The sequence below is a fragment of the Streptomyces sp. NPDC051133 genome (assembly GCF_040682635.1).
In the GTDB taxonomy this organism is placed as follows: domain Bacteria; phylum Actinomycetota; class Actinomycetes; order Streptomycetales; family Streptomycetaceae; genus Streptomyces.
This window is the reverse complement of record NZ_JBFBBK010000006.1, coordinates 40868-52820: the sequence shown is the minus strand read 5'-3', so window position 1 is coordinate 52820 and position 11953 is coordinate 40868. Positions and strand designations below refer to the sequence as shown.

The 11953-nt window shown below is 72.2% G+C and carries 9 protein-coding genes; 1 reads left to right on the top strand and 8 read right to left on the bottom strand.

Annotation, left to right across the window (positions count from 1 at the left end):
- Nucleotides 1–45 precede the first annotated feature (45 nt).
- From AB0N17_RS09260 to AB0N17_RS09235, 6 genes are all read right to left on the bottom strand, one after another.
- A complete protein-coding gene (locus tag AB0N17_RS09260) occupies nt 46–1269 on the bottom strand; it encodes an arginine deiminase (RefSeq protein ID WP_366010550.1) in 1224 nt (407 codons plus the stop codon).
- Nucleotides 1270–1378: 109 nt separating this feature from the next.
- Complete coding sequence (locus tag AB0N17_RS09255) at nt 1379–1909, bottom strand: DUF5825 family protein (RefSeq protein ID WP_366010549.1); 531 nt, start codon at nt 1907–1909, stop codon at nt 1379–1381.
- Nucleotides 1906–3753 carry a RiPP maturation radical SAM C-methyltransferase gene (locus tag AB0N17_RS09250; RefSeq protein ID WP_366010548.1) on the bottom strand — a complete coding sequence of 616 codons (1848 nt, stop codon included), beginning with the start codon at nt 3751–3753 and terminating at the stop codon, nt 1906–1908. The genes AB0N17_RS09255 and AB0N17_RS09250 overlap by 4 nt, the downstream gene beginning before the upstream one ends.
- Nucleotides 3754–3955: 202 nt before the next feature.
- Nucleotides 3956–6520, bottom strand: coding sequence for a polynucleotide kinase-phosphatase (locus AB0N17_RS09245; protein ID WP_366010547.1), 2565 nt, complete (start codon nt 6518–6520; stop codon nt 3956–3958).
- The gene (locus tag AB0N17_RS09240; protein ID WP_366010546.1) at nt 6517–7980 is read right to left on the bottom strand and encodes a 3' terminal RNA ribose 2'-O-methyltransferase Hen1; all 1464 of its coding nucleotides are present in this window, start codon (nt 7978–7980) and stop codon (nt 6517–6519) included. Before AB0N17_RS09240 ends, AB0N17_RS09245 begins: the two co-directional genes overlap by 4 nt.
- A gap of 113 nt (nt 7981–8093) precedes the next feature.
- Entirely contained in the window at nt 8094–9038 is a 945-nt protein-coding gene (locus AB0N17_RS09235) for a hypothetical protein (protein ID WP_366010545.1), read from the bottom strand.
- 214 nt (nt 9039–9252) lie between these two features.
- Here AB0N17_RS09235 and AB0N17_RS09230 point away from each other — a divergent pair, with 214 nt between their 5' ends.
- The gene (locus AB0N17_RS09230) at nt 9253–10200 is read left to right on the top strand and encodes a D-alanyl-D-alanine carboxypeptidase (protein WP_366010544.1); all 948 of its coding nucleotides are present in this window, start codon (nt 9253–9255) and stop codon (nt 10198–10200) included.
- A 183-nt stretch (nt 10201–10383) separates the two neighbouring features.
- Here the strand turns inward: AB0N17_RS09230 and AB0N17_RS09225 are convergent, their stop codons facing one another.
- Both AB0N17_RS09225 and AB0N17_RS09220 read right to left on the bottom strand, forming a co-directional pair.
- A complete protein-coding gene (locus tag AB0N17_RS09225) occupies nt 10384–11307 on the bottom strand; it encodes an LLM class F420-dependent oxidoreductase (protein ID WP_366010543.1) in 924 nt (307 codons plus the stop codon).
- A 120-nt stretch (nt 11308–11427) separates the two neighbouring features.
- On the bottom strand, nt 11428–11916 hold the full coding sequence (locus AB0N17_RS09220) for a DUF6099 family protein (protein ID WP_366010541.1): 489 nt from the start codon (nt 11914–11916) through the stop codon (nt 11428–11430).
- Between the last annotated feature and the right edge of the window lie 37 nt (nt 11917–11953).

Here is an 11953-nt window from a genome sequence, read left to right as displayed (position 1 = left end):
GACTTTGTAAGTCTATACGACACTCCACATTTATATTCAGCACCGCTATACGGCGTCTCGCTCCACGGGACAGCTCATGCACCGCGGACCGCCCCTGCCCCGCCCCAGCTCGCTGCCCGGGATCTCGATCACCTCGATGCCCCGCTTGCGCAGATGGGTGTTGGTGGTGGAGTTGCGCTCGTAGGCGACCACCACCCCGGGCTCGACGGCGAGCACGTTGCAGCCGTCGTCCCACTGCTCGCGCTCGGCGGCGTGCACGTCCTGCGTGGCGGTCAGCACCCGGATCTCCCCCAGGCCGAGGGCGGCGGCGATCGCGCGGTGCATGTGCTCCGGCGGATGGTCGGTGACCTTCAGCTCCCGTTCGCCGACGCCGGGCTCGATGGTGTACGAGCGCAGCATCCCGAGCCCGGCGTACTGGGTGAAGGTGTCGCCGTCGACCATGGTCATCACCGTGTCGAGGTGCATGAAGGCGCGCCGCTTGGGCATGTCGAGCGCGACGATGGTGCGCGCCGAGCCGGCCGCGAACAGCTCGTGCGCGAGCATCTCCACCGCCTGCGGGGTGGTGCGCTCGCTCATCCCGACGAGCACGGCGCCGTTGCCGATCACCAGGACGTCGCCGCCCTCGATGGTGGAGGGGTGGTCGGCCTGCCCCCGGGACCAGACGCGGAACGATTCGTCACGGAACAGCGGGTGGTGCCGGTAGATCGCCTCGAAGTGGACGCTCTCGCGCTGCCGGGCGGGCAGCCGCATGGCGTTGATGGCGACCCCGTCGTAGATCCAGGCGGAGGTGTCGCGCGTGAAGAGGTGGTTCGGCAGGGGCCCGAGCAGGAAGTCGTCGAGGTCCATCACATGGAAGCGGACGGACGTCGGCTCCGCGTGCGCCTCCAGGAACTCCCGCTTGGTCATGCCGCCCACCAGCGCCTCCGCCAGCTCCCGCGCGGGCAGGGTCTCGAAGGCGGCGCGCAGGTGGTCGGTGGCGAGGGGGCCGTACTCCTTCTCGTCGAAGACCCGGTCGAGGACGAGGGTGCGCGCCTTGGGCAGTTCCAGGGTCTCGGCGAGCAGGTCGCCGAAGAGGTGCACGACGACGCCGCGGTCGCGCAGGACGTCGGCGAAGCCGTCGTGCTCGGCGCGCGCCCGGCGCACCCACAGCACGTCGTCGAAGAGCAGGGCGTCCTTGTTGCTGGGCGTGAGCCTTTTGAGCTCCAGGTCGGGCCGGTGCAGGATCACACGGCGCAACCGCCCGGCTTCCGAGTCGACGTGGTAGGTCATGCCTCCATCCTGGCCGTCGCCGACCGCCTTCACGCCCTTCTCGACCGTTTCCGGTACCTGTTTTTTCGTCTGTGGGACGAGAAGCGGGGCGGTCCGGCGCGGCGGCCGCTCAGATCGCCGTGCACGGCACGGGCCAGCGCCGGATGCGCGGGGGCAGGGCGACCGCCCAGCCCCCGGCGGTCAGCACCAGGCGCTCGGCGGTGAGCAGCCCGACGGCCTCCCGGTCGACCGCGTCCAGGGCGGTGGGCTCCTGGAGACGGAGGAAGGCGGCGAGCAGCTCGGGGTGGTCGAGGGTGAGCCGGACGGCGGTGCCCTCCTGCCTGCGGTCCATCACGGTCACGAAGCCGGGACCGCGCCGGTGGTAGAGGATCCCGTGCGCGTACCGCGCCCGCCACAGGGACAGGTCGCCCGCCGCGCCCGGGAGTTCGTCCGGCGGCGGCAGGTGGTGCAGCACCGCGGGGTCGTACGGCGGTCCGTCCGCCGCCCGCCAGCCCACGCTCAGCCCGAGACCCTGGCACTCGCGCAGGAAGCGCACCGCCTCCGCCGTCCGGCGCCCCCGCCCGCCGAGGTCCAGCGGCTCGGCCACCTCCACCCGGCGCCCGGTGAGCCGGTGCGGCACGCTCCCGGGCAGCCCGCTCACGCGGCCCCCTCGGGCAGGCGGACCGGCTCGCCCCAGGTGGGCAGCGACACCCAGGTGGCCCCGTCACGGAACAACAGCCCCAGCGCCAGGGCCTGGTGGACCCACTCCTGAAGGACTCCGGCCGTCACCTCGTGGCCGTCGGCGGTCAGCAGCCGGTGCAGGGCCGGCACCGTCCGGCCGTCCTCCAGGCGGCGCAGGGCCGCGGCCCGCCACCCGGTGAAGCGGTGCGTGACGCGCGGGCGGCCGTGCCGGCGGTCGTGCACCAGCAGGTCCGGGCCGTCCTGCGCGTACAGCAGCCGGGAGTGCGCGTGCCCGGCCCGCCACGCGGCCACCGCCTCCCGCAGCCGCCGCTCCACCGGGCCCGTGATCCCCGCCTCCTCGGTGTCGAACAGGTGGACCAGGTCGGCGAGTTCGTCCTCGGGCAGCTGGTACACGTGCTGGTACATCCGCGCCGGGCGGCGCTTGCCGAAGCCGAGGCCCGGGTCGGTGAAGTGCGGACTGAACCGCTCCAGCTGGATGCGGTGGGCCCCGGACGGCGGCTGGAGATGGACGAGGGCCGGAAGCTGGTCGAGGACGGGGACGTAGTCCTGCGCCGTCTCCCCGGGGAACCCGTACAGCAGGTTCCAGGAGCAGGTCAGCGCGTGGTTCTCGCACTCGCGCAGGGTGCGGACGTTACGGGCCCCGGTGACGCCCTTGTCCATGAGGTCCAGGACCCGGCTGCCCAGGCTCTCGATGCCGGGCTGGATGTGCACCGTGCCGGACTCACCGAGCAGCCGGAGCTGGGCGGGCGTGAGGTTGGACTTGACCTCGTAGTGCAGGCGCAGGTCCCAGCCGCTGCCGGCCACCCGGGGCAAGAGGTCGCGGAAGTAGGCCATGTCGATGATGTTGTCGACGGTGACCACGTCCAGGACCCGGTGCCGGCGCACCAGCCGCTCGATCTCCGCCCACAGCCGCTCCCCCGGCTTGGCGCGGAAGGCCATCGCGGTGCCGTTGAGCCCGCAGAAGGTGCAGTGGTGCTTCTCGCCCCACCAGCAGCCCCGGGCGCCCTCGACGACGAGCTTCGGGTGGACGTACTCGCGCACCGGGGAGGCGTCCAGGGCGGCCTGCCACCGGTCGTAGTCGGGCGAGGGGATGTCGGCCGGGGCCACGGTGCGCCGGCCGATGGGGTTGGCGCGCGAGACCGGGCCGTCCCACCGGCACAGGCCGGGCACGTCCACCGGGTCGGTGCCCGCCGCCAGGTGCCGTAACAGGGCAGGAAAGGCGTACTCGGCCTCGCCGCGGACCACGTGGTCGACGAAGGGGTGGTTGCGGTGCAGGGCGTGCCCCATCGGGCCGTCGCAGTTGCTGCCGCCGAAGACCACCGTCAACTCCGGTCGCAGCCGCTTGAGTTCGCGGGCCAGGGCCAGGGAGGAGACGTTCTGCATGAAGGTGGTGGTGAAGCCGACCACGTCCGGCCCGGCCGCCAGGATCTCCGCGGCGCACGCGCCGATGAACGCGGCGGCGTACGGCCGCATGGCGACGGCGGTGTCGACGGGGACGTCCCGCTCGGCCGCGTAGTCCCGCAGCCGGGCCGTCCCCCAGCCGGGGTCGTCGTACAGGACGCCGGAGAAGACCCAGTCGCCGAGGCCGTGGAAGATCGCGTCGCTGCCGACCGCCACGTAGTCGCCGGGCCGCAGCCGGCCCGCCGAGCGCTCCAGCAGGAACTCCGCCCAGCGCAGGGAGCCGTGGAACTCGGCCACCTCGGCGTCGGGGCAGGCCCGTCGCACCAGCGGGCCCAGCAGGCCGAGTTGGAGCGAGGGCAGGTCCAGCGGATGCCACGGCATCGTGACCAGGTGAACGCGCATGCTCAGCGGGTCGGCCGCTTCTCCAGGATCGCCGGCCGGCGCTCCGTGCCCTGCCGCTCCTCGCGGACCACGGTCTTCTTGATCTCCACGCCCACCGCTCCCCTCACCCGCGCGAACACCCTTGTGCCGCACGGCCGTCCACCATATGGACAGCGGTGTGAGGGACACAAGGGTGTTCTGTGACGGTGCGGCCGGATCCCTTCTACAGCCGCGGGTCCACCGGCTCCGACTCCAGGGCCAGCACCCCGAAGACGGCCTCGTGCACCCGCCACAGCGGTTCACCGTCCGCGAGCCGGTCCAGCGCCTCCAGGCCGAGGGCGTACTCGCGCAGGGCGAGGGACCGCTTGTGGTTCAGGAACCGCTGCCGCAGCCGCGCAAGGTTGTCCGGCCGGGTGTACTCGGGGCCGTAGATGATCCGCAGGTACTCCCGGCCCCGGCACTTGATGCCGGGCTGCACCAGCCGGCCCTCCGGGGTGCGGACCAGCGCGTCGACCGGCTTGACGACCATGCCCTCGCCGCCCCGGCCGGTCATCTCCAGCCACCAGTCGACGCCGGCGCGCACGGACTCGGGGTCGCCCGTGTCGACGCACAGCCGCCGGGTGGTCTGCAGCAGTCCGGTGCCGTCGTGCTCCACCAGCCGGTCGATCAGGGCGAGTTGTCCGTCGTGCGGCAGTGCGGCGAGGCTGCGGCCCTGGACGGCCAGGATCTGGAACGGGGCCAGCCGGACCCCTTCCAGGCCGTCCGTGGTCCAGCAGTAGCGGCGGTAGGCGTCGGTGAACGCGGCGGCGTCGGCGGCGCGCTCCCGCTGCCGGCCGAGCAGGCCGGTGACGTCGACGCCCCGGGCCGAGGCGGCCTCCAGCGCGGTCAGCGCGCCCGGGAACACCGCGCCGGACGCGGCGCCGACGGCCGCGTACTGGCTGCGCAGCAGGCCCGAGGCCTTCAGCGACCAGGGCATCAGCTCGGCGTCCAGCAGGAGCCAGTCCGTGGCCAGTTCGTCCCAGAGCCCGGCGTCCGCGACCGCCGAGCGCAGCCGGCCGAGGATCTCCTCGGTCACCTGGTCGTCGTCGAAGAACGGCCGGCCGGTACGGGTGTACAGCGACCCGGTGGGGCCTTGCACGCCGAACCGCGCGCGGGCCGCCTCCGCGTCCCGGCACACCAGGGCCACGGCCCGCGAGCCCATGTGCTTCTCCTCGCACACGACCCGCGCCACCCCGTCCGCGGCGTACTGCGCGAAGGCCTCCGCCGGATGCTCCAGAAAGTCTCCATCAGCGGCTCCGCCGCGGGCTTCCACCCGCGAGGTCGCCGTCGGCGCCATGGTCGGCGGCAGATACGGCAGCAGGCGCGGGTCGGTCGCGAAGCGGCTCATGACCTCCAGGGCCGCCGCCGCGTTCTCCTCGCGGATCGCCACCCGGCCGGCGTGCCGGGTCTCCACGGCCCTGCGGCCGTGCACGTCCGCCAGGTCCAGCGGGCGTCCGTCCTGCCCGCCGGGCGCCTCGGAGCGCAGCGGTCTCGCCGGCTCGTACCAGACCCGCTCGGCGGGCACGTCCACCAGCTCGCGCTCCGGCCAGCGCAGCGCGGTCAGCTTGCCGCCGAAGACGGCACCGGTGTCCAGGCAGATGGTGTTGTTGAGCCAGCTCGCCTCCGGGACCGGGGTGTGCCCGTAGACGACCGCCGCCCGGCCCCGGTAGTCCTCCGCCCACGGGTAGCGCACCGGCAGTCCGAACTCGTCGGTCTCGCCGGTGGTGTCGCCGTACAGGGCGTGGCTGCGGACCCGGCCCGAGGTGCGGCCGTGGTACTTCTCGGGCAGGCCGGCGTGGCAGACGACCAGCCTGCCGCCGTCGAGGACGTAGTGGCTGACGAGCCCGTCGAGGAACTGCCGGACCTCGGCCCGGAACTCCTCGCTCTCCCGCTCCATCTGCGCGATGGTCTCGGCGAGCCCGTGGGTGTGCTGGACGTTGCGGCCCTTGAGGTGACGCCCGTACTTGTTCTCGTGGTTGCCGGGCACGCACAGGGCGTTGCCCGACTTCACCATCGACATCACGCGGCGCAGCACGCCCGGGCTGTCGGGGCCGCGGTCGACGAGGTCACCGACGAAGACGGCGGTGCGGCCGGCCGGATGCTCGCCGTCGACGTAGCCCAGTTCGCCGAGCAGCGCCTCCAGCTCGGCGGAGCAGCCGTGGACGTCGCCGACGATGTCGAAGGGGCCGGTCAGGTGGGTCAGGTCGTTGTACCGCTTCTCGGTGACGACGGTCGCCTGCTCGGTCTCCGCCACGCCGCGCAGCACGTGCACCTTGCGGAAGCCCTCGCGTTCCAGGTGCCGCAGGGAGCGGCGCAGTTCGCGGATGTGCCGCTGGATGACCCGGCGGGGCATGTCGGCGCGGTCGGTGCGGGCCGCGTTGCGTTCGGCGCACACCTCCTCCGGTATGTCCAGCACGATGGCGATGGGCAGCACGTCGTACTTCTTCGCCAGTTCGATCAGCTGCCGCCGGGCGTCCTGCTGCACGCTGGTGGCGTCGACGACGGTGCGGCGGCCGGCGGCCAGCCGCTTGCCGGCGATGTAGTGCAGGACGTCGAAGGCGTCCCGGGTGGCGCTCTGGTCGTTCTCGTCGTCGCTGACCAGTCCCCGGCAGAAGTCGGAGGAGATCACCTCGGTGGGCTTGAAGTGCCGGCGGGCGAACGTGGACTTGCCGGAGCCGGAGGCGCCGACGAGGACGACGAGGGAGAGGTCGGTGACGGGGAGGACCCGTCCCGTGCGCGTGTCGGTCATGCCGCCTTCGCCTCCTTCTCGGTCGTGAGCGTGAAGACCGCCATCTGGGTGGGCGGACCCACCTCGGGGTCCTCGGGGCCGACGGGCAGGAACTCCACGTTGTAGCCGTGCCGTGCGGCGACCGTCGCCGCCCAGGCGCGGAACTCCTCGCGGGTCCACTCGAAGCGGTGGTCGCCGTGCCGGACATGGCCGGCCGGGAGGGTCTCCCAGCGGACGTTGTACTCGACGTTCGGCGTGGTCACGAGGACCGTGCGCGGGCGGGCGTGCCCGAACACGGAGTACTCCAGGGCGGGCAGCCGGGGCAGGTCGAGGTGCTCGATCACCTCGCTGAGCACGGCGGCGTCGTAGCCCACCAGCCGCTTGTCGGTGTAGGCGAGCGAACCCTGGACCAGCTTCACCCGGGCCGCCTGCCGCTCTCCCATCCGGTCCAGCTTCAGCCGCCGGGAGGCGATGGTGAGGGCCCGCACGGACACGTCGACACCGACGATCTCGGTGAACCGCACGTCCTTGAGCAGCGCCTGCACCAACTGCCCCTGGCCGCAGCCCAGGTCGAGGACGCGTGCGGCACCGCAGGCGTGCAGCGCGGCGACGATCGCGTCCCTGCGCTGCACGGCGAGCGGGGCCGGCCTCTCCTCCGTCTCCGTCTCCTCCTCGACCGCGTTGTCGATCTCCTCGACCTCGCTGTCGTCGGCCTCGGCGAGCCGCACCAGCTCCAGCCGCTCCGTCGCCTGCCGGGTCAGCGACCAGCGCCGGGACAGATAGCGGCTGGTGATCAGCTTCTGCTCGGGGTGCCCGGGCAGCCAGCCCTCACCCGCGCGCAGCAGCTTGTCGACCTCGTCGGGGGCGACCCAGTAGTGCTTGGCGTCGTCGAGCACCGGCAGCAGCACGTACAGATGGCGCAGCGCCTCGGCGAGGGTCAGCGTCCGCGACTTAAGGACGAGCCGGACGTAGCGCGAGTCGCCCCACTGCGGGAACTCGGTGTCCAGGGGGACGGGGTCCGCGGTCACGGTCCAGCCGAGCGGCTCGAACAGCGCGCGGACGAGCCCGGTGCCGCCGCGGGCGGGCAGCGCGGGCACCTCGATGCGCAGCGGCAGCGGGGCGGCGGCCCGCTCGGGGCGGGCGGTGCACACCCCGCGCAGGGCGCTGGAGAACACATGGCTCAGCGCGACCGCGAGCAGCGAGGAGGCCGCGTAGGGGCGGTCGTTGACGTACTGGGCGAGCGCCGCGTCGGGTGCGCCGCCGCGGCCCTTGCCCTTGCCCTTGCGGACCAGCGCGACCGTATCGATCTCCAGGAGCAGCGCGGCCGTGCAGCGCTCGTCGTCCGCCTCGGGGTAGAAGACGTGCGCCGTGCCGTGGGACGTGGAGAACTTCTGTGCCTTGTCGGGGTGCTTGTGCAGCAGGTACCCGAGGTCGGTGGCCGGGTGGGCGGCGTCGCCGCTCGTGGAGATCGTCAGGAACACGCGTCCGAGTCTTCCGGTCGCACGCCCCCGTGACCACCGGTTTTCTCCGTTTTCCTCGCCGCTTCCCGGCCGCTAACGGCCGGGGTCCCGCTTCGCCGGTCCGGCGCTCCCGCTCACTTCGCCGTGGCGACGACCGTCCGGGCGTGTGCGACGGCGCGCGCGTTCGCGGCGAGCACCTGGTCCAGCTCCGCCTTGTGCCTGCCGATGGCGCTCTTCTGCAGACGGGTCTCGATGTCGTGCGCGGTACGGATGTAGTCGGTGTCCAGCTTGCACTGCGCGTCGGCGGTCGCGGTCTTCTTCTCCTTGTCCGACGGCTTGTCGTCGCGGTACCAGGCGTAGTCCGTGGCCGCCTCGTCCGGGTCGGCGTAGCGGAAGCCCTTCTTCTTCATGCAGGCCGACCAGGCGTGCTCGGTCTTCTTCCAGGCCGGGTTCTTCCGGGCCTGCTTCTGCGCCTGGTACCCCAGCTCCAGGGCGAGCGAGTAATAACTGGTGACCTTCAGGCCGTTGACCTTCACCGCCTTGGGCGGTGCGCCGTAGATCTTCCGGGTCGCCTCCCCCAGGCAACCGCCCTCGGGGATGCGGTTCCCGTGCGCGAGATGGCTGTCCCCGGACCGGAAGCTGCCGGTGAGGGCGGTGTACTGGTCGGCTGGCCACTCCTGCGGCTTCGCGGAGTCCTCGGGAGCGCGGTTGTGGTACCCGTGTTCCGACGCCGGCCCGGGATCGTCGACGCCGTAGGGGCTGTCGTCGGATCCGAGGGTGCTTCCGTCCGCGAGCGTGCCCTGCCGGACCGGGTAGGTCGAGTCGACGGAACCGGGGTCGAGCACGGCGAAGCCGGCGAATCCCAGTCGGACCATGCAGCGCTTGGCGAGGATCCACTGGGCCCTGTCGACGGTCTTCCCGTCGTCCGAGGTCGGGTCCGGCAGGTAGGCGTGCAGCGGGAACGCCGCCAGGGTGTTGAGGCGGTGCGCCTCACCGGCCTTGTCGTCGTCCTGGCCGGCGAACTGGCAGGCCGTCAGGGCCAGCAGGCCGGTGAGAGCGAGAGGGAGGATTTTGCGCACCCGGTCATCCGATCAGGAGCCGATCATGCACGCTGTGGCGGACCCCACAGTTCCGGCACGGCAAGCTCACGATCCGGACACAGAGAAGGCACATCTTGTGATCTCCGCCATGGCCGACGGGGTCCCGGGCCTGATGGACTGATTCCTCGTCAGCCGACCACTGACGAACGACCACTGGCAGACCAGTGGCGGATCACTGACAGAAGGGGGAACCATGACGATCCGCGGAGGAGCCCGGGTGGGCAGGCGGGCTGTCGTCACGGCGACGGCCGGCGCGGTCCTGGGCGCGGGGGTGCTCGCGGCGGCCCCGGCCCAGGCGGCGGCTCCGGCCCGGGCCACGGCGGCGAAGGCCGCGGCACCGCAGGTGTCGGCCCAGGGCGCGTACGCGATGAACGCGGCCACCGGCAAGCAGTTGTTCGGCAAGGCGCCGGACGGGCGGCTGCGCACCGGTTCCACGACGAAGATCATGACCGCGCTCGTCGTGCTCTCGCAGCGAGGCGTGAAGCTCGACCACAAGGTGAGGATCAAGAAGGAGTACACGGACTACGTCATCGACCCGGTCTCGAAGACCCAGCGCTACTCCAGCGCGAACCTCATCCTCGGCGACTCCATGACCGTGCACGACCTGCTCTACGGGCTGCTGCTGCCCTCGGGCTGCGACGCGGCCTACGCGCTGGCGGACACCTACGGGACCGGGTCGACGACGGCACAGCGCACCAAGTCGTTCATCGCGAAGATGAACGCCGAGGCGCACGGTCTGGGCCTGAAGAACACCCACTTCGATTCCTTCGACGGGGTGTCGAACGGCAAGAACTACGCCTCCGCGCGTGACCTGGCGAAGCTGGCCGGGGCCGCGCTGAAGAACACAACCTTCCGGCAGGTCGTCGGCACCCCGAAGTACGGCGGCATGAAGTCCTACCGGCCCGGCGGCGGCACCCACGCGATGGCGCCGTGGAAGAACAGCAACAAGCTGCTCGGCTCCTACCGGGGCGCGATCGGCGTGAAGACCGGCTCGGGGCCGGAGGCGAAGTTCTGCCTCGTGTTCGCCGCGACCCGGGGTGCGAAGACGGTCGTGGGCACCATCCTCGCGGACACCACGGCCGACGAGCGGTTCAAGGACGCGGCGAAGATCCTCGACTACGGCTTCGCCCAGCGAGGCTGACGGTCTCCCCGCCCGGCGTGACGACGGGGCCTGCGTCCCGCCGTCACGCCGAGGGCGACGGCGGCCGGCGCAGCAGAGGGGACCTCCAGCCCGGGCGCCGGCCGGGCAGGGCCGCGGGGCGCGCGGCGAGCCGCCGCTCCCTCCCCGCCCTGAGGGCGGGAAGGGAGATGCCCGGTACAGGGGTTACGACAGCTGCGACAGCACCTGGGAGGAGATCAGCTCCAGGTGATCCAGGTCGTCCAGGTCCAGCATCTGCAGGTAGATCCGCTGCGAGCCGATCCCGGCGTAGCGGCCGATCTTGTCGACGACCTCGGCCGGGGAGCCGGCCAGGCCGTTCTCCTTCAGCTCCTCGACCTCGCGGCCGATCGCGGCGGCGCGCCGGGCGACCTCCTGGTCGTCCCTGCCTACGCAGGCCACGAGCGCGTTGGAGTACGTCAGGTCACCGGCGGCGCGGCCGGCCTCCTCGGCGGCGGCACGCACCCGGCCGAACTGCCGCTCGCTGTCCTCGAGCGAGGCGAACGGGATGTTGAACTCGTCGGCGTACTGCGCGGCCAGCCGCGGGGTACGGGTCGCGCCGTGGCCGCCGATGAGTACCGGGACCTTCCGCTGGGCCGGCTTGGGCAGCGCGGGCGACCCGGTGAGGTCGTAGTACGTGCCGTGGAAGTCGAAGGTCTTTCCGGCCTCGGTCGCCCACAGCCCCGTGACGATCGCGAGCTGTTCCTCCAGTCGCGCGAACTTCTCCTTCGGGAACGGGATGCCGTAGGCCTTGTGCTCCTCCTCGAACCAGCCCGCTCCGAGGCCCAGTTCGACCCGGCCGCCGGACATCTGGTCGACCTGGGCGACCTGGATGGCGAGCACGCCGGGCAGGCGGAAGGTACCGGCGGTCATCAGGGTGCCGAGGCGGATGCGCTTGGTCTCGCGGGCCAGGCCCGCCAGCGTGATCCACGCGTCCGTCGGGCCGGGCAGGCCGTCCGCGTCGCCCATGTGGAGATAGTGGTCGGAGCGGAAGAACGCGTCGAAGCCGAGGTCCTCGGTGGCCTTCGCCACGGTGAGCAAGGTGTCGTAGGTGGCCCCCTGCTGGGGCTCGGTGAAGATTCGAAGGTCCATACACCCATCCTGCACGCCCGGGACGCCGGTGACCCGGTCGGGTGGTGATCGCCGGCCCTTCGGAGGCGGACCGTCCGGGCCCGGGCAGGGGGTCCGGTACGGCGGTCCGCCCGGCTCGGATCAGACGCCGGACGGGCTGTTTCTGTTGCCGTTGTCCTGTAACGCCTCCTCGCGCGCCGCGAGCTTGCGCAGCATCTCCAGGACGCGGTCGCGGGACTCGTCGGCCGCGTCGATGCCCTCCATGCACTGCCAGTACGTCGTCTCGTCGGCGGCCGCGCTGGCCATGCCGACCAGGGCCATGCCGACCTCGCCGAGCAGTCCGTCGAGGCAGAGCAGGGTCTCGCGGGCGTCGTCCAGCTCGGTGAGCTGGGCGGCACGCAAATCCTTGGGGTCGAGTTCGGGAGGGTCCAGGACTCCGCAGCCCCGGCCCGCCAGCTCCGTCAGCCCCAGCGCCTCGCCGCGCAGCTCCGGCGGACCGGAGACCGCGAGCCGGCTGCCGATCGCCTGGGCCAGGGACTGTGCCTGCCACACCTCCGCCATCAGCTCGGTCATGTCGGCGCCACCCGCCAGGGCGCGCCTGCTGATGAGGATGAGCCGTACCGCGTCCATACGGTGCCCCCGTCCGTCCGCCGTGCTCGGTGGCACG

Bases quoted from the DNA above. Each gene is read 5' to 3' on its own strand.
- AB0N17_RS09260 (WP_366010550.1), bottom strand. From the start codon at position 1,269: ATGACCTACCACGTCGACTCGGAAGCCGGGCGGTTGCGCCGTGTGATC.
- AB0N17_RS09250 (WP_366010548.1), bottom strand. From the start codon at position 3,753: ATGCGCGTTCACCTGGTCACGATGCCGTGGCATCCGCTGGACCTGCCC.
- AB0N17_RS09245 (WP_366010547.1), bottom strand. From the start codon at position 6,520: ATGACCGACACGCGCACGGGACGGGTCCTCCCCGTCACCGACCTCTCC.
- AB0N17_RS09230 (WP_366010544.1), top strand. From the start codon at position 9,253: ATGACGATCCGCGGAGGAGCCCGGGTGGGCAGGCGGGCTGTCGTCACG.
- AB0N17_RS09225 (WP_366010543.1), bottom strand. From the start codon at position 11,307: ATGGACCTTCGAATCTTCACCGAGCCCCAGCAGGGGGCCACCTACGAC.
- AB0N17_RS09220 (WP_366010541.1), bottom strand. From the start codon at position 11,916: ATGGACGCGGTACGGCTCATCCTCATCAGCAGGCGCGCCCTGGCGGGT.